Raw genomic sequence first — 17,786 nt, 5'->3', positions numbered from 1 at the left:
TTAAATATTATCCAACACATTTAATTAATTGTTAAATATTTTTTAAAACAAACCATAAATAAATGTAAAAAATACATACATTTGATTGAAATTTTAAAAATATAATCCTATGAAGAAAACTTTTTTTTACCTAGCTACAGCCATTACATTGACTGCCTGTACTCAAAACTCTGAAACCGAAACTTTAGCAGAGGAAAATTCTACAACTACCGTAGCCGCAAGAAGGTCTTGTCCTTCTGAAGAAATCAGACAACAATTACTAAGTACAGATGCCAGTGCGAGAGCAAGATACGCTAATATAGAAGCAGGACTTCAATCTTTTATTACTTCGGGAAAGGTTTTAGCAGATGGTTCCGTAGATATTCCGGTTGTAGTTAATATATTGTACAAGTCATCTGCAGAAAATATTTCTGATGCGAGAATTGCTGAACAGATTGCTATTCTTAATGCTGATTTTGCGGGAACTAATACGGATGCGACTAAAATCCCGACAGAATTTTCAGGTGTTAAAGCAGGCGATACTCAGGTGAGATTTCATCTTGTAAAAACCGTAAGAAAAGCTACCACTAAAACAAAATGGGGCACTAATGATGCTATGAAAAAATCATCATCAGGCGGAATCGACGCAACAAGCCCAGCTAATTATTTCAACCTTTGGGTTGTTGGAAATATGGGTGGAATTCTTGGATATGCGACATTTCCAGAATCTGCAGGACTTTGGAACGATGGTGTTGTAATCGCAGCGCCCTATTTTGGAAAAACTGGTACTACAGCGCCTTATAATCTTGGAAGAACCGCAACACACGAAGTTGGACATTACCTTAACTTAAGACATATCTGGGGCGATGCATCTTGTGGAAATGACCAAGTTGCTGATACACCGACACAAACTGGTGCCAATTATGGAAAACCAACCTATCCATTATATAACACTTGCAGCGGAACATCCAGATCTGTAATGTTTATGAATTATATGGATTACGTGGATGATGCTGCGATGTTTATGTTCTCTGCCGGTCAGAAAGCAAGATCTCAATCTGTATTGACTTCCAGTGGAGCTAGATCTGGTTTAAGAGTATACTAACTAACTATTTAATTATTTCCAAGCTGTTTTCACCTTTTGGTAAAAACAGCTTTTTTATTTTAAATATTATTATTATTGAAATTAATATTATTTTTACGATATTAATTTCTCAAAAAGAGACAAAACGTTTTCTAATGAAAAAACATTTCCTTTCCTTCCTATTTCTGACCTTTGCGATTAGCATTTCAGCACAGAAAAGCATTGACCAAAAAGTCAATGAATTAATTTCCAAAATGACTCTGGAAGAAAAAGCTGGTCAGCTCGTTCAATACAGCGGCTTCGAATATGCGACAGGGCCACAAAACTCTAACTCCAAAAAAGTTCTGGAAGAAATAAAAGAAGGAAAAGTAGGTTCTATGCTCAATGTAACTGGCGCAGAAGAAACTAGAGCGTTCCAAAAATTAGCTTTAGAATCCAGATTGAAAATTCCATTACTCTTCGGACAAGACGTGATTCACGGTTTCCGAACGACATTCCCTATCAACCTTGGCCAGGCAGCAAGCTGGGATTTGGAAATGATAGAAAAATCTGAAAGAATTGCAGCTATTGAAGCTTCTGCCTACGGAATTCACTGGACATTTGCGCCAATGGTGGATATCGCAAGAGACCCAAGATGGGGACGTGTAATGGAAGGTTCCGGCGAAGATACTTACCTCGGAACAAAAATTGGATTGGCGAGAATCAAAGGTTTTCAGGGAAAAGGTTTAGGAAATATTGATGCGATAATGGCTTGCGCCAAACATTTCGCAGCTTACGGCGCAGCAGTTGGCGGAAGAGATTACAACTCTGTGGATATGAGTTTGAGACAATTGAACGAAACTTATTTACCTCCTTTCAAAGCAGCTGCTGAAGCTGGCGTTGCAACCTTTATGAATTCATTTAATGATATTAATGGAATTCCTGCAACGGCTAACAAATATATCCTGAGAGATTTATTAAAAGATAAATGGAACTTCAAAGGTTTCGTAGTTTCGGATTGGGGAAGTATTGGAGAAATGATAAAACACGGCTATGCAAAAGACAATGCCGAAGCCGGAGAAAGAGCGATTCTTGCTGGAAGCGATATGGATATGGAAAGCCGAATCTATATGGAACAGCTTCCGAAACTAGTGAAAGAAGGAAAAGTGGATATCAAGTTCGTGGATGATGCGGTAAGAAGAATTTTGATTAAAAAATTTGAAATGGGATTATTTGATGACCCATACAGATTTATTAACAATGACAGACAAAAGCAGCAGACCAATAATCTTGAGAACAGAAAATTTGGAAGAGAATTCGGCGCAAAAAGTGTTGTTCTTCTGAAGAATGAAAAGAAACTTCTTCCACTTTCAAAATCTACAAAAACAGTTGCTTTGATTGGTCCATTCGGAAAAGATGCGGTTGCGATGCACGGATTCTGGTCTGTTCCTTTCAAGGATGATGCGCAGAGAATCGTGACTCAATTTGATGGAATCAAAAATCAGTTAGACAAAAACTCAACCTTACTTTACGCAAAAGGCTGCAATGAAAACGACGAAGACAAATCGATGTTTGCAGAAGCCATCGAAACGGCGAAAAAAGCAGATGTCGTGATAATGACGCTTGGCGAAGGACACGCTATGAGTGGCGAAGCAAAAAGCAGAAGCAATATTCATTTTTCAGGTGTTCAGGAAGACTTATTGAAAGAAATTGCCAAAACCGGAAAACCAATTGTATTAATGATTAATGCCGGAAGACCTTTGGTTTTTGATTGGGCAGCGGATAATATTTCAACCATCGTTTACAGCTGGTGGTTGGGAACAGAAGCTGGAAACTCTATCGCGGATATTTTATTTGGAAATGTAAATCCAAGTGGAAAACTGCCAATGACTTTTCCAAGAACAGAAGGTCAAATCCCAGTTTATTACAACCATTACAACACTGGAAGACCAGCCGAAAAATCCACGGATAGAAACTATGTTTCCGCTTATATTGATTTGGATAACGACCCGAAATTTCCTTTTGGATTTGGATTAAGTTATACCGATTTCAAGTATTCAAACTTTAACCTGAGTTCTGAAAATCTTAAAGGAAATCAAACTTTAACGATTAATGTTAATGTTGCCAATACAGGAAATTTTGATGGTGAAGAAGTTGTTCAGTTATATATCCGAGATTTGTTTGGAAAAGTAGTAAGACCTGTGAAAGAGCTGAAAGGTTTCCAAAAGATATTCTTAAAAAAAGGCGAAAACAAAACGGTTACTTTCAAATTGACGCCGGAAGATTTGAAATTCTATGATGACGAACTGAAATATGATTGGGAAGCAGGAGAATTTGAAATAATGGTTGGAACTAATTCGAGCGATGTGATGGTAAAAAAGATTGTTTGGGAAAAGTAGTTTCCTTATAATTAAAAAAAATCAAGCAGATTAAGCAGATGTTAAAATGAATCTGCAAAATCTGCTTGATTTGCGAGACAACAAAAAACAAAATCCTCTTTCAACAAGAGGATTTTTTATTTGTGACTATTTCTTAAAACTAATCTCCGCCAAAATCGGAAAATGGTCAGACGGATAAAGCAAATTTTCGCGTCTGTCATTAATTGTTCTGTTGGACAACACATCAAAACCTTTTACAAAAATATAATCAATCCTTTCCTTCGGAACGGTGTTGATATCAAAAGCCGTGAACGTTCCTTTCGGTCCATAATGTGGTTTTTTGGAATGGTAATAAACATTGTCCAAAGACTTAGAAATAATTTTAATCGGTTCAGAATCGTCTGTTAAGTTGAAATCCCCAGTCAAGGTCAATGGAAGATTTTTCGGGTTAAGTTCTTTGATCTTTTCAAGAATCAACTTCACAGAATTCACTCTGGCAACATCGCCAACGTGGTCAAAATGTAGGTTCATCGCCAAGAATTGTTTTCCTGTTTTCTTGATTTTGAAAAATGCATAAGTACAAACTCTGTTGTAAGCCGCGTCCCAACCTTTCGAAGGTTTTTCTGGCGTCTCACTCAACCAGAAAGTTCCGGATTTCAGAACTTCCAATTTGTTTTTGTCATAGAAAATAGCAGAATATTCACCTTGATTTTTCCCGTCATCTCTTCCAACGCCCACGTAATCGTAATCTTTCAAACTGGTTTTGATGTCAGTCATTTGCTGAGGAACTGCTTCCTGAACACCAAAATAATCCGGATGATAATAAGACATCAATGCCAAAGCATCTTCTTTTCTGTTGTCCCAGGAGTTTTCTTTATCGCTTTCTAATGACAATCGGATGTTGTAAGTCATCACTTTCAAATCCTGAGAAAACACAAGACTGGATGCGAACATTAATCCGAAAAATAATTTTTTCATTTTAAATTTTTATAATTGAATTGATTTTAAATCTATAGAATATTTTTGAGTCTCACGTGCTGAAGAAGCATAATCGTTTTCGCATCTTTGATTTCTCCCGAGTCAATCATTTCAAGAGCTTTATCTATATTGAGTTCCAAAACTTCTATTTCTTCCTGCTCTTCTTCCAGTCCGCCACCATCATTGATCTTCATCGATTTGGAATATTCCGCAATGAAAAAATAAAGAATTTCCGTCACAGAACCTGGCGACATATAAACTTCGAACACTTTTTTGATGTCAGAAATCTCATAACCCAATTCCTCTTCTGTCTCTCTTTTGATACAGTCTTCAGGATTATCTTTATCCAAAAGTCCGGCGCAAGCTTCTATCATCATTCCGTCCTCGTTTCCATTGATGTAAGTCGGCAAACGAAATTGCCTCGTGAGAATGACAGTTTTCGATTCTTTGTTGTAAAGTAAAATTGTTGCACCATTTCCACGGTCATAAGCTTCTCTGCTTTGGGTTTCCAGCGTTCCATTTTTCTTCAGATATTCGAAAGTCACTTTGTTCAAAGTGTACCAATTATCGGATAGGATTTCGGTTTTTAAAATCTTGACTTTGTTATTCTCCATTGAAATCTATTATCTATTCGTCTATTTTCTTTTTGTCTAAGATTTATAATCCTCAAAATTCTGAATTCCATTAAGGAAATCCTTTACCGCCATTCTTTTCTTCCCTTGTATTTGAACATCTTCCGGATAATAAATACCGTCTTTTGTATAGAATTTGAACTCGTTTTTAGAAATGTCAAAATCTCCAGCTTCTTTTGAATGTGATTCTAATTCAAAATGTCCTTTGAAGATTTTAAGTGATTTTTCTTCTTCTCCGATTTTCAAAATTGTGAAAGCTGTTGGATAAGGCGACATTCCTCTCACGAAATTATGAATCGTTTCAGAACTTTGATTCCAATCGATTTTTAAATTTTCTTTAAATATTTTATAAGCCGTTTTTGGATTTTCTTTTTGGGGCTGAGGTTTTTCCGTGATTGAGTTTTCTGCTAATCCGTTCAAGGTTTCAATAATCAAATCAGCACCAATCACCATTAATTTATCGTGTAAAGTTCCGGCGTTATCTTCCGGTAAAACTTCGGTTTCTGCTTGGAGAAGAATATTGCCTTCATCAATTTTTTCATTGATGAAAAATGTAGTTACACCCGACTTGGTTTCGCCATTGATGACCGCATAATTAATTGGAGCGGCTCCACGATAATCAGGTAATAAAGAGCCGTGCAGATTGAATGTTCCCAATCTCGGAATCGAAAACAAAACCTGAGGCATCATCCTGAAAGCCACAACTACAAAAACATCGGCATTCAGATTTTTGATTGCTTCTAAAAATTCTGCATTTCTGAGTTTTTCCGGCTGGAAAAGGTTGAAGTTATTTTCTTCTGCGAAAACTTTCACTGGCGAAGGTGTGAGTTTCATTCCTCTTCCGCTGGCTTTGTCTGCTGCTGTTACAACGCCTACAACTTTATGATGAGATTTGAATATCGCTTCCAGAGAAGCCTTTGCAAAATCGGGAGTACCGAAAAAAACGACATTAAGGGATTTCGTCTGCATTGATTTTATAATTGATGATTGATAGTTGATAAATGATTGAATCTAATTATTTAACATATAAGTTTTGTAGTTCAACATCTTGACTTTTCCGATATCCAAAAGAAAAATCAAGGTTTCTGAAATAGATTCTTTTGAATAAAAATTGAGGTTTGCTGCCACTTCGTCCAAAGACATTGGTCGGTTCGACAATTGCTGAGAGATATCATAAGACAAAGTTCTCTTGGAGTTGGTTCTCTTTCTGCAAACCGAACATTTACCACAATTTTCCGCATCTCGTTCTCCGAAATAACTTAGAATGAGTTTCATTTTACAAAAATCGGGATCTTGAATGAAGAACTTGTTTTCTTCCCATTTCCTCAGTTTATTTTTCTGAATATTATGGAAAAGTGACCAATACTCTCCAAACAAATGCCGGTCATTTCTAGGTTTTAAAAACCTGATAGAATGCTGGCTTCCGTCGAGATATTCCAGATGTCCAGCTTTCTGTAACTGCAAAAGTTTTTGTTTGAAGTTCTGAATGTCCATTCCGTTTTTTTTGCAAAAAGCCAAATCACTGAAATGTACTTTCTGAATCGATAATCCCGGCAAATTCCTAAACAACAACTCTATAAAATAAGCATCCGAAGAAGCCAATTGCTCTAATTCATCCGACTGAACAAAACTCTGAATTGTGGAAGCTGAGATATTATTTTTATAATAAATCAGTTCTTGATTGTTCAGAAACGTCAGAATATTTTTGATTTTCGCTAACGATAATTTCGTCAGATTCTTGATTCTGTTGAGGTCAAGCTGGAAGGTTTTCTCCGGCCAATCGTTATCTCCAATTTGAAAAATTGAATAGAGATAAGTCAATATTTTCTCGTATTCGGTTTTGTTAGGAATTTGATTTTTAAATGTATTATCGATGTTCGTCAATTCCTGTTCGTTCCAAAGCATTAATGTTAAAGCTTCTTCTCCATTTCGTCCAGCTCGACCAATTTCCTGGTAATAATTTTCAATTGTGGAAGAAGGTGACAAATGAATTACAAATCGTACATTATCTTTGTCGATCCCCATTCCGAAAGCGTTGGTGGAAACCAAAACGTGAAACTGGCTGCTAATCCATTTTTTCTGAAGTTTTTCTTTTTCAATTGAAGATAATCCGGCGTGGAAAAAATCTGCGTTTTGGAATTTGTTATTTTTAAGGAAATAAGTTAATTCTTCCGCTTCTTTCCTGGTTCTTGTATAGATGATTCCAGAAGAGGGATTTTGTCTCAGGAATTCTAGAATCCTGCTGTACTTATTGGAAGTATTTTCAACAATAATATTTAGATTTTCTCGCTTGAAACTTTGTTTGTAAACCTGAGGGTTATGCAATCCTAATTTAGATACAATTTCATCAACCACTTGATTGGTTGCAGTAGCCGTCAAAGCCAGACAAGGCACATTTTTGAATTCCTGTCTGAATTTTTTGATATTCTGATAACTCGGGCGAAAATCTGAGCCCCATTCCGAAATACAATGCGCCTCATCAACCGCAATAAATGAAACCTCAATCTCCTGGATACTTCTTAAGAATAGTTGATTTTGTAATCTTTCAGGTGAGATATAAAGAATTTTTATTAATCCCTCTTTGCATCGATTGTAAACAGACTCTTCCTCGAATTCATCCAAATCTGAGCTCAGTAATTCGGCTTCGATTCCTATAGCTTGCAAAGCATCGATTTGATCTCTCATCAATGCTAAAAGTGGAGAAATAACCAGACAAGTTCCTTGTAAAACAATGGCTGGCAACTGATAACAAAGCGACTTCCCACCACCTGTTGGTAATAATGCCAAAGTATCTTTACCATTAACAATGGAAAGAATAATATTTTTTTGAGAAGACCTAAACTCATCAAACCCCCAAAATTGTTTAAGTGTTTGATGAATAAGTCTATCTTGTGATTCTGTAGAAGAAAGCATTTGTAAATTTAATCAATTCCTGAACATAAAAAAACCGTTTCGCAATAAACGAAACGGTTTTAATTTATATAAATTTATTTTATTTAGCTTCAAAATATACTCTTCTGTTTGCTCTGTTTTTCCATTCAGGGCACTTTTCAGCTGGTTCACATTCTGGATAAAGAAGATCTTTTTCTCCTCTTCCGATAGCCTCCAATTTTGCTTTATCTGCACCGTTTTGGATTAGATAATCTTTCACATTGTTAGCTCTTCTTTCAGAAAGCTTTTGGTTATATTCATCAGATGATCTTGTATCTGTTCCTCCAATTACTTTAAAATTAGAATTAGAAGCATTGATATAATTAATCGCTTGAGTAAGAATTGGTGTATTAGAAGGTAGGATTCTATCAGAATTCAAATCAAATTCAATTCCTTTCATAATTCTTTCCCCATCTGTTACAACGCCTGTAGTTGTATTAGAAGGATAAGGACAACCTTGATTTTCTACTGGTCCTGGAACCGTAACACATTTGTCATAAAGATCGATAACACCATCTAAATCTACATCCAATGCAACACCAGCCCCATCTACTCTAGCTCCAGCTGGAGTATCTAACTGTCTGTCCCAATCGTCACAAACACCATCATTATCTACATCTCCTTTTTTACAAACTTCAAGATCCTGAGTTTTGTCATTAAGAACATCTAATTTGTAATAGATTTCTTGTAATGGATCATGCCACATCAAGTGAGATTCATGTTTCCCAAGTTTGAAGGTAATACCTAGAGTTCCGTTGAAGAAATTATCAGAAATTTGATCTTCTGTCAAGTTGTAACCATTTTGACCAACTCCAGCCCCATCAAATTCATCATCACCAGTAACAACATACATTAATCTTCCTTCAATGTCAAATCTATTATTGATTTTAAATTTAAGACCTGCTCCAGCCTGACCGAATAATGATCCTATTTTGAAAGGCTTAGATTCAAAATTAAGAGTTTGGTTATAAGGACCTGGATCTTGTCTATAAGATCTATATGCTAAAGTACCAATACCTGCATAACCATGTAATGCCCATCTAAAAGGAGATTTGTTATCTACTCTTCTTAGGAGGTTAGAAAAATTAACGTCTCCTAAGATTGAAATTGCATCATACTGAGTTCTACCGGCTGGATAATTACCTTCTAAAGGCTTATGATCCTTTGTATTTACTTGACCTTGTCTTGTTTCTCCACGGTCATACTGTAGATTAAGACCAAAGGCATGTGTTATAGCTTTATCTACACTGATATAAGCAGAATATCCAAAAAGGTTTTTACCATTTCCGTTTTTGATAGAGGTCATATCCGCAGACTGAATCAAAGGTACACCTGCACCAACCGATATAGACCAATCATTGAATCTTTTTGATGCTTGAGTAAATGGAGAAACATTCTGAGATCCAGAGTTAGCATCTGTCGATACCTTCTGACCTGCTAAACTCATAGGTAACAATAATCCTATTGCTACTAATGATAATAAATTTTGTTTCATATTTTAAATGTTTTTTTTCTAGTTTATTTATTTTGCAACGAAATATACTCTTCTGTTAGCTTCATTCTTCCATTCTGGGCATTTTGTTGCCGGATCACATTCTGTATATTTCAAATCTTCTTTCCCTCTACCTTCTGCAGTAAGTACATTTGCAGAAACACCTTTATTTACAAGGTAATTCAAGACTGCGTTTGCTCTAGCCTGAGATAATTTTTTATTGTATTCTATAGAACCTCTACTATCTGTAGCTCCAACTACAATAAACTTGCTATCACCTCCTAAAGTTTTTATAATATCAGCAGCATTATTAAGATCAGAGAAAGATTTAGGTCTTATAACATCTTTATTCAATTCAAATTCAATTCCATTGAAATATTTATTAATCTCATCAATAGCTACTTCTTTAGTAGGTAAAACTTGAGGTGTACTTTCTATAGGACATCCATTATTTTGGATTGGTCCAGGAACAGTGACACATTTGTCATTGAGGTCTATAACGCCATCCAGATCAGTATCTAAAGCAACACCAGCACCATCAACTCTTGCTCCAGCCGGCGTATCCAATTGTCTGTCCCAATCGTCACAAACTCCATCATTGTCCTGATCTCCTTTTTCACAAACATTGAAATCTTTAAACTGTTCTTCCAAAGCTGCAGCTTTTGCATATGCTCCCTGTAAAGGATCCACCCAACGTAAATGATCTTTGTGTTTACCTAATTTAAATGATAAACCTAAATTAAATAACCATGCATTATCTGAATAAGTATCATTAATTTCGTTATATCCTGTATCTGTTCTTGACCATCCGCCACCGTCAAATTCCTCATCTCCGCTGATCAGATACAGAGCTCTTAATTCTATATCAAGTAATCTTGAAATATTATATTTCAATCCTACTCCACCAGTGTAAGTGAAACTTGCGATATTCATTTTTTGCTCTATATACAGAGGCCATTTGCTTAACCTATCATTATCCTGCAAAAAGGTTTTGTATCCTGTGAAACCAATACCGGCATAACCATGTAAAGCCCATCGGAATGGAGACTTATTATCTGTCCTTCTCATTAGGTTTGAGAAGTTGATGTCTCCCAACAAAGCAATTTGGTCAAATTTTGTATTACCACTTGCAACTCCAGCTGCATCATTTAAATAAGCTTTTTGCTTTGTCTGACCTCTGGTATACATCAAGGACAATCCGAACGTGTGGCTAATTTGTTTATCCAAACTAACATAACCGTTCCACCCCCAATTAATTTTTCCATCATAAAATGATGTAAGATCCGAATTTGTCATAAAGGATGCTCCTCCACCAACAGAGATAGACCAATCTTTAAAAAGTCGGCTTTTGTTGTTAAATGGTTGAGTTTCGGGCTTAGTGTTACCGTCATTAGTCTGTGCCAGACCTAAAAATGGTAAAAATAAGAAGAGTAATAGTTTTTTCTTCATAGTCATCTGTGTTATAAAAATCTACTTCAGTTCGTTAATAATCCTTTTGGCAAAGTCTCTTTCATAGAGGTTTTTGTAATGAGGAATAATTAACCGCTTCGAAATAAATTTTATATTGTTATATAATATTATATCAATGTCTATAATCCTATCCCGATAAGCTCCTAGAGCAGCAGAATCGCTTACACGACCCATACTCTTCTCGATAGCTTTCATCTCAGAAAGTAGTTTTATAGGTGAAAAATGTGTTTTTAATTTAATTGCAATATTACAAAAATTATTATAACTTTCAAACTCTACAGGTTTTGTTATTATTAATTCAGATTTATTTAATATTGCACCCGCTTGATTTTCTATTTTTTCAAGAGCAATCTCGATGTTTTTTTCCGGATTATTTATATTACTTCCGAGTAACAAAATGACATCATTGTACGACATATAGACCAAATAATATAATTAGATGAAAAGTTTTTTCAAATTAGTTTTAGCAAATTTAACTGCAATTTTCATTGTAACAGCAGGTTTGTTCCTGTTTTTTATTGGATTCATTATTCTATCATCATTATCTGGCGGTACAGATGTAAAATCAGATTCTGTTCTGACGCTTGATTTAAAAACAAAAATAATTGATAGTCCTTCTGAAGATCAGGAAGAAATTTTCGCATTCAAAACAGAAGAAACGCCGGTTTTGCTTTATAATGTTTTGAAAGCCATAGAAAATGCAAAAACTGATGATAAAATAAAAGGAATCAGTTTAGAAATGGATAACATCAATGCTGGGATGACTCAGTTAGACGATATCAGAAATGCACTGAAGGATTTCAAAAAAAGTGGCAAATTTGTTTATGCTTATGGAAACGCGGTTTCTCAAGGTGCTTACTATCTTGGTTCCGTTGCTGACAAATATTACTTGAATCCGGCAGGATTAATAGAATTAAAAGGTCTTTCTACAGAAGTGACTTTCTTTAAAAACTTTGCTGAAAAATATGGAATCGGAATTCAGGTAATTCGTCACGGGAAATTCAAGGCAGCAGTTGAACCATTTTTAAGAGATGAAATTTCTCCAGAAAACAAAGAACAATTATCAACATTATTGAATGATATTTGGTCTAATACTTCAACTAAAATTGCTAACTCTAGAAACATTCCTGTAGCTGAACTCAATACAATTACAGATAGTCTTTATAGTTATTTGCCGAATTTGAGTCTAAAATACAAATTAGCAGATCAACTCATTCAAAAATCTGAATACGATAACATCATCAAGAAAAAACTGAATATCAATACAGATAAGAAACTCAATAAAATTTCTTTTGCCAAATATTCTCAATCATTAGAATCTGATAGTAATGGTAAAAAAATTGCAATTCTTTATGCATCTGGAGCTATCTATAACGGAAAAGGTTATGACGGAATTTATTCTGAAAACTTCGTAAAAGAAATCAAGAAACTTCAGAAAGATGATGATGTAAAAGCGGTAGTTTTCAGAATCAATTCTCCTGGAGGAAGTGCTAATGCTTCTGACGAGATTCTTTTCGAAATGCAACAACTGAAAAGAAAAAAACCTGTTGTAGTTTCTTTTGGAGATTATGCAGCTTCCGGAGGTTACTATATTGCAATGGGCGCTGATAAAATTTTCTCTGAGCCTAATACTTTAACAGGCTCGATTGGAGTTTTTGGAGTGGTGCCTTATTTCAAAGAATTGGCTGAGAAAAACGGAATCAGAAGTGATGTCGTCTCTACCAATGCCAACTCTAATATGATTTCGGCCATCAATGGATTGACTCCCGGTACGTTGAATATAATGACAAGAAGTGTAGAAGCGACTTATCAGAGATTTGTCCATTTTGTAACATTGAATAGAAAAAAATCTTTTGAACAAATAGATGCTATTGGTGGAGGAAGAATTTGGTCTGGTGTTCGTGCGAAACAAATTGGCTTGGTAGATGAGCTGGGTTCTTTGCAAGATGCGATTAACTTTGCTGCAAAATCTGCCAATCTGAAAACTTATGGTGTTGCTACTTATCCGGCGAAAGTTTCAAAATTCGAGCAAATATTTTCTGCTGAGACTGAGGAAGATTTCTCTACAAGAATGATTAAAAACAAAATCGGGAAAGAGAACTTCAAGATTTTCCAGCACATCACAGATCCTGATACCAAATCTGCTGTAATGATGGAAAGCCCTTTCAGTATTAAGATTAACTAATCTTTCTATGCGATATAAAAAAAGCACAAAGCCTTTATTGGTTTTGTGCTTTTTTGTTTTAATGATTTAAGTTGAAAGTCCAAAGTTGTTTAGATGTTGAATCTGCAGCCCGGCTTGAGCGGAAATCCTTTTACGCAACGAAGTGGAGTGAAAAGATTGGGAGCGGAAGACGGAAATAGCTGCCCAAATCAAAAAAAACACATTCAACTCAACTATAAAAAAAGTCCGCTTAATTACGGACTTCTATATTGGTTGTATTGTTCTAAAATTTGTAAGCTAAACTCCAGCTAAATCCCATCGTAAAACTTCCTGAACTTCTTCCAAAACCAGGAACAATCATTGGTTCTATCTCATCTTGTTTGGTTGTATAAGCTAAATATCGAGGCTGTAAATTCACATCTATGAAGAAGTTGCTTTCAAAAACCTGAACCCTTGCGCCCAACATTGCTTCTATCCAATAACTGCTTTGCGTGGAAGGATCAAAAGCTATGGTTACACCTTCACTATTAAGACCTTTTACAGGAATTGCCATATATTCCTGATTATAGAAGCTACCTGCCAATTTTCCGCCAGCATAGAAACCATTCAGGTCATTTTCAGAATCCATAGATAACATATAATATCCTCCAACTTTAGCAAAAATCCCATCAACTTTAGCATCGTAGCCATTCTTCTGATAAACGTTTTTGTCGTAACCTAAATCTATTACAGCGTGAACTCTTTTGTTGATCCTACTCGAGACATAGCCTTGAAATAATTTTCTATCGCTAAAGAAGCCAATTCCAAGATTCAGTACATCTACGCCTACTGTAAGATTGGGTTTATATTGCCATTTAATCGAATCTGACTTTTTCTCTTCTGCTTTATTCTGAGAAAAAGTAGAAATACAAAACAGACTAAAAACGAAGATAAAAATTGATTCTAGTTTCATCAGTTAATGAAGTATGATTGGATTCGACATTTTGTACAGGATTACTTTCCAAAAGCTCGGCATTCAGGTTTTCATAATTAATTTTATAACCACACGCAGGAGAAACATAAATGGCTTTTGTCGTATAGTTAATCCTTAACTTACTTCTTGGCCCTTCTTTTCTTGTTCTAAAATAAATATCAGTATAAGGAGAAGCATCCACTCGCATCGGAACAAAAATAGAATCCACATTGGCTTGGGCAGTAATGATATTGGTTAAATCGGCTTTTCCATAATCTACATCTACGTAAAGTGTATCAATTCTAACCAATTGATTACTCGTATTGGCTGCACTTTTAAATTTAAGTTTCAATCTTGGCGTAGAATCAGCACTCAGACAGATATCATCATCTCCTCCACAACTGGTGAGAAGTAATAAAAATCCGAAAAACAATATTAAATTCTTCATTATCTGATGTTAGAATTTAGAATAAAATTAAATCTTATTTTTTGATTAACAAAGCAATATTCTCTACGTGATGTGTTTGCGGAAACATATCAACCGGAAGAATTTTCACCAATTCATAATCATCTTTCATCAAAGCAATATCTCTGGCTTGTGTTGCAGAATTACAGCTTACGTAAACGATTCTTTCTGGGGCTAACTTCAGGATTTGTTCTACTACTTTTTGGTGCATGCCGTCTCTTGGTGGATCTGTAATCAAAACATCAGCTTTTGGATGATTGGCTAAAAACTCATCATTGAAGACATTTTTCATATCACCAGCGTAGAAAGTCGTATTGTTAAGACCATTCAGTTCTGCGTGTTCTATAGCTGCATCAATAGCCTCTTGTACAGCTTCGATTCCAATAACGTGTTTGGCATTTCTCGCCACATATTGAGCAATTGTTCCAGTTCCTGTATAAAGATCGTATACAACTTGGTCACCAGTTAATTCAGCAAACTCCAATGTTTTTCTGTAAAGTTCTAAAGCCTGACGGTAATTGGTCTGGAAGAAAGATTTTGGTCCGATTTTGAATTTCAATCCATCCATCTCTTCATAAAGAAAACCTTCACCAAAATAAGTTTGGATATCCAAATCGTAGATGCTGTCATTTCCTTTTGGATTGATGGCAAATACAAGCGTTTTGATTTGTGGGAATTGGCTTAAAAGAAAATCGAATAATTGGATTCTCTCGGCTTTCATTTCCTTAAATAATTGGAAAAGGACCATCCATTCTCCTTTAGAATTCTGACGCATCATCAACGTTCTCAAGAAACCTTCCTGAGCTTTGACATCATAAAATTCCAAGCCGTTTTCAATTGCATATTTTTTTACAGCTAACCTAATTTGGTTTGATGGATCTTCTTGCAAAAAACATTCTTTCAAGTCAAGAATCTTACTCCACATCCCTGGAATATGAAATCCCAGTGCATCTCTATTACCAAAATTTTCTTCTGAACTAATTTCATATTGAGTCAACCAACGAGCATTGGAAAAAGAAAACTCCATTTTGTTTCTGTAGAAATATTGCTCTTCTGAACCCAAAATTGGAATAATTTCAAATCCGGAAACACCTCCGATTCTTGTAATATTATTTACAACTTCGTTATGTTTGAAATCAAGTTGTTTCTCATAGGCAATATTCTGCCATTTGCAACCACCACAAGTTCCGAAATGGATACACTTTGGTTCAACACGATCTTCAGAATATTCTAAAATATCTACAGCTTCGCCTTCGTAATAATTACTTTTCGCTTTCTTGACTCTAACATTCACCAAATCTCCGGGAACTGCTCCAGAAACCAAAACGGTTTTTCCTTCTGCAGTCTTACCAACAGAAACTCCTTTCGCACCTGCAGAAAGGAGTTTGATATTTTCAAGAATAAGATTCTTTTTTCTCTTCATCTAATATTTATTTTGTTGCTGCAGAGTCTGCATTTGCCGGAGCCTTTTGCAACAGATCATTTTGTAATTGTGCACCTTGATTTACAGATGGTGCTTGTAAACCAGAAATTTTATTCATTTCTTCTACAAACTTAGCATCACCAAGATTATAAAAAGTTTGGCTAGCCACTTTTCCGTCTTTGTCAATCAAGAAAAATCCAGGAATTTTGAATCCATAGATAAAGAATTTTTTAGCATAGTCAGAAGCTAATCCTCCTTCAGCATAATAATTAGTTCCAGGAATTCCTTTCAACATTGCATTAGCTGTTTTAGTAAATTGTTCTTTAGTGTCATCAAGATTTACAAAAGCAAAGTTAACTTTAGCCTTGTAGAAATTAACCACTTCTTTTAGAACAGGGATTGTAGATTGTCCAATGTAAGGATTCCAAGACGCATAGCTCATCACCAAAGTTGGCTTACCATTAGTTTCTATATTTCCGGATTTTCCGTCTAGTTTTACAAGATTAACTTTTGGAGCAACTTCTCCTTTCTTCAATCCAAAAACAGCATTGATCGCAGAATTAAGATCTTTCTTAACTTCAGAATCTTTGATATATTCTTCGCTGACTTTCTGAACTTTTTCTACTTCACTTGTGTAAGGATTAAGATCAAATTTAGCAATCACAAAGGCCAACAAATAATCTTTTGTTTTCTGAGACATCTCTTTGTTAGTCGCTAAAAATCTAGCAAAAATTGTAGACATACTTACATTGTCTTTGTCTTTCTGCTTAACTGCAAAGTTTTGGAAATCCTGTCCTACTTTATTCAAAAGATAATTTCTATAAACCGGAAGATTTTCTACCATTCTGTCATTGTTCTTTGTCAAAGATTTTTCATAATCTGTAAAAACTTTAGAAACTTTGAAAGATGGATCTCCTATTGTTTGTCCGTGAGTAGATTCGTATTGAACCAAGAAAGTTAAAATATTTGTTGTTAACTCATCTTTTTTAAGTTTAACAACATCACTATCTGGTCCGATTTTGTCAGCCGTCTCATCCAAATTTTTCTCAAGATCAGAATGTACCTTCTTAATTTCAGTTAAGAAATCAGCTTCTTTTTTCTGAAGCAATTGCATATTCAATTTAGAACTATAAGACTGAAGATATTTTTGAGTTTCTGTAATGAAGTCGTTATTTTTCTTAGCATCACCTTCAATTTTATAAACTTCAGGAAATGATGTAGCTTCACCAGAAACTTTTAAAGTTTGACCTTTTTTAAGATAAATGAAATTCATTTTCCCAGCGTAAGTCATCGCATACATTCCATTTTTTGGCGCATTGAACTCACCTTTGAAGTTTCCTTTATCATCAACCCCAAGATTGATCAATGGTAAAGTAGCAACACCAGAAGCTTCTATAAATTCAATTCTTTCCAAAGGAGAACCTCCTTTGATATTTCCTTCAACTTTAACCTTAGAGCAAGACACTGCCATAAAAGCAATTAAAAGAAGAAATAAGTATTTTTTCATTTTAAAAATTAATTTGTGCAAAAATAATCTAATTAAGAACTTAAAAAAAATGAAAACAACATTTTTATAAAAAGATTAACAGATAAGTAGGAGAATTTGTGTGTATTTGGAATTAATCCAATTATAATTAATTCAAATCAAATTCTAAATGTTGTATTATGGCATTTTTATAAAACAAAAAATCTCATCAGAATACATACAGTCTGGTTTTTAGTATTGAATATGATTCGTTAAAGAGAGACTAAAGCTTTAAAACAAAAAAAGCTCATCAAAATAAATTGATGAGCTTTAAAAAAAACTGGCGGCGACCTACTCTCCCGCTTTCGCAGTACCATCGGCGCTAGAGGGCTT

14 protein-coding genes are annotated in these 17,786 nt (G+C 35.0%); 3 read left to right on the top strand and 11 right to left on the bottom strand.

What is annotated here, in order from left to right; all coding sequences use genetic code 11:
* Positions 1-109: 109 nt before the first annotated feature.
* Complete coding sequence (locus BUR19_RS00075) at positions 110-1,084, top strand: zinc metalloprotease (RefSeq protein ID WP_074232904.1); 975 nt, start codon at positions 110-112, stop codon at positions 1,082-1,084.
* A 134-nt stretch (positions 1,085-1,218) separates the two neighbouring features.
* Positions 1,219-3,441, top strand: a complete 2,223-nt coding sequence (gene bglX / locus BUR19_RS00070) for a beta-glucosidase BglX (protein WP_074232903.1) — start codon at positions 1,219-1,221, stop codon at positions 3,439-3,441.
* 126 nt (positions 3,442-3,567) lie between these two features.
* On the opposite strand, the gene BUR19_RS00065 is transcribed toward bglX, so the two are convergent.
* The 7 genes from BUR19_RS00065 to folK form a co-directional block, all read right to left on the bottom strand.
* On the bottom strand, positions 3,568-4,398 hold the full coding sequence (locus BUR19_RS00065; protein WP_074232902.1) for an endonuclease/exonuclease/phosphatase family protein: 831 nt from the start codon (positions 4,396-4,398) through the stop codon (positions 3,568-3,570).
* Positions 4,399-4,430: 32 nt separating this feature from the next.
* On the bottom strand, positions 4,431-5,012 hold the full coding sequence (nudK, locus tag BUR19_RS00060; protein WP_074232901.1) for a GDP-mannose pyrophosphatase NudK: 582 nt from the start codon (positions 5,010-5,012) through the stop codon (positions 4,431-4,433).
* A gap of 36 nt (positions 5,013-5,048) precedes the next feature.
* Complete coding sequence (gene fmt / locus BUR19_RS00055) at positions 5,049-5,999, bottom strand: methionyl-tRNA formyltransferase (RefSeq protein WP_074232900.1); 951 nt, start codon at positions 5,997-5,999, stop codon at positions 5,049-5,051.
* A gap of 42 nt (positions 6,000-6,041) precedes the next feature.
* Positions 6,042-7,943: a RecQ family ATP-dependent DNA helicase gene (locus tag BUR19_RS00050; protein ID WP_074232899.1), complete on the bottom strand. Its 1,902-nt coding sequence runs from the start codon at positions 7,941-7,943 to the stop codon at positions 6,042-6,044.
* A 79-nt stretch (positions 7,944-8,022) separates the two neighbouring features.
* Positions 8,023-9,456: an OmpA family protein gene (locus tag BUR19_RS00045; RefSeq protein ID WP_074232898.1), complete on the bottom strand. Its 1,434-nt coding sequence runs from the start codon at positions 9,454-9,456 to the stop codon at positions 8,023-8,025.
* 27 nt (positions 9,457-9,483) lie between these two features.
* Positions 9,484-10,902, bottom strand: a complete 1,419-nt coding sequence (locus BUR19_RS00040; RefSeq protein ID WP_074232897.1) for an OmpA family protein — start codon at positions 10,900-10,902, stop codon at positions 9,484-9,486.
* 21 nt (positions 10,903-10,923) lie between these two features.
* The gene (gene folK, locus BUR19_RS00035; RefSeq protein WP_317041444.1) at positions 10,924-11,319 is read right to left on the bottom strand and encodes a 2-amino-4-hydroxy-6-hydroxymethyldihydropteridine diphosphokinase; all 396 of its coding nucleotides are present in this window, start codon (positions 11,317-11,319) and stop codon (positions 10,924-10,926) included.
* A 43-nt stretch (positions 11,320-11,362) separates the two neighbouring features.
* On the opposite strand from folK, the gene sppA reads away from it, so the two are divergent.
* On the top strand, positions 11,363-13,108 hold the full coding sequence (gene sppA / locus BUR19_RS00030) for a signal peptide peptidase SppA (protein WP_074232895.1): 1,746 nt from the start codon (positions 11,363-11,365) through the stop codon (positions 13,106-13,108).
* A 262-nt stretch (positions 13,109-13,370) separates the two neighbouring features.
* On the opposite strand, the gene BUR19_RS00020 is transcribed toward sppA, so the two are convergent.
* Genes BUR19_RS00020 through BUR19_RS00005 form a run of 4 tightly spaced genes read right to left on the bottom strand, consistent with a single transcriptional unit; the run spans position 13,371 to position 17,435 of the window.
* Positions 13,371-14,039, bottom strand: coding sequence for a DUF6048 family protein (locus tag BUR19_RS00020; protein WP_074232893.1), 669 nt, complete (start codon positions 14,037-14,039; stop codon positions 13,371-13,373).
* Positions 14,005-14,487 carry a DUF6452 family protein gene (locus tag BUR19_RS00015; RefSeq protein WP_074232892.1) on the bottom strand — a complete coding sequence of 161 codons (483 nt, stop codon included), beginning with the start codon at positions 14,485-14,487 and terminating at the stop codon, positions 14,005-14,007. Before BUR19_RS00015 ends, BUR19_RS00020 begins: the two co-directional genes overlap by 35 nt.
* A 34-nt stretch (positions 14,488-14,521) precedes the next feature.
* Positions 14,522-15,928, bottom strand: coding sequence for a 23S rRNA (uracil(1939)-C(5))-methyltransferase RlmD (gene rlmD, locus BUR19_RS00010; protein ID WP_074232891.1), 1,407 nt, complete (start codon positions 15,926-15,928; stop codon positions 14,522-14,524).
* Between the two features lie 7 nt (positions 15,929-15,935).
* Positions 15,936-17,435: a TlpA family protein disulfide reductase gene (locus tag BUR19_RS00005; RefSeq protein ID WP_074232890.1), complete on the bottom strand. Its 1,500-nt coding sequence runs from the start codon at positions 17,433-17,435 to the stop codon at positions 15,936-15,938.
* Positions 17,436-17,786: the final 351 nt, after the last annotated feature.

It is taken from the genome of Epilithonimonas zeae, from assembly GCF_900141765.1.
GTDB classification, from domain to species: Bacteria; Bacteroidota; Bacteroidia; order Flavobacteriales; family Weeksellaceae; genus Epilithonimonas; species Epilithonimonas zeae.
Note: the sequence above shows the minus strand (reverse complement) of the source record. Positions and strands in the feature narration are given on the sequence as shown.

Coding starts and splice junctions, on each gene's coding strand:
- BUR19_RS00075 (WP_074232904.1), top strand. CDS start 110: ATGAAGAAAACTTTTTTTTACCTAGCTACAGCCATTACATTGACTGCC.
- bglX (WP_074232903.1), top strand. CDS start 1,219: ATGAAAAAACATTTCCTTTCCTTCCTATTTCTGACCTTTGCGATTAGC.
- BUR19_RS00065 (WP_074232902.1), bottom strand. CDS start 4,398: ATGAAAAAATTATTTTTCGGATTAATGTTCGCATCCAGTCTTGTGTTT.
- nudK (WP_074232901.1), bottom strand. CDS start 5,012: ATGGAGAATAACAAAGTCAAGATTTTAAAAACCGAAATCCTATCCGAT.
- fmt (WP_074232900.1), bottom strand. CDS start 5,999: ATGCAGACGAAATCCCTTAATGTCGTTTTTTTCGGTACTCCCGATTTT.
- BUR19_RS00050 (WP_074232899.1), bottom strand. CDS start 7,943: ATGCTTTCTTCTACAGAATCACAAGATAGACTTATTCATCAAACACTT.
- BUR19_RS00045 (WP_074232898.1), bottom strand. CDS start 9,456: ATGAAACAAAATTTATTATCATTAGTAGCAATAGGATTATTGTTACCT.
- BUR19_RS00040 (WP_074232897.1), bottom strand. CDS start 10,902: ATGAAGAAAAAACTATTACTCTTCTTATTTTTACCATTTTTAGGTCTG.
- sppA (WP_074232895.1), top strand. CDS start 11,363: ATGAAAAGTTTTTTCAAATTAGTTTTAGCAAATTTAACTGCAATTTTC.
- BUR19_RS00020 (WP_074232893.1), bottom strand. CDS start 14,039: ATGAAACTAGAATCAATTTTTATCTTCGTTTTTAGTCTGTTTTGTATT.
- BUR19_RS00015 (WP_074232892.1), bottom strand. CDS start 14,487: ATGAAGAATTTAATATTGTTTTTCGGATTTTTATTACTTCTCACCAGT.
- rlmD (WP_074232891.1), bottom strand. CDS start 15,928: ATGAAGAGAAAAAAGAATCTTATTCTTGAAAATATCAAACTCCTTTCT.
- BUR19_RS00005 (WP_074232890.1), bottom strand. CDS start 17,435: ATGAAAAAATACTTATTTCTTCTTTTAATTGCTTTTATGGCAGTGTCT.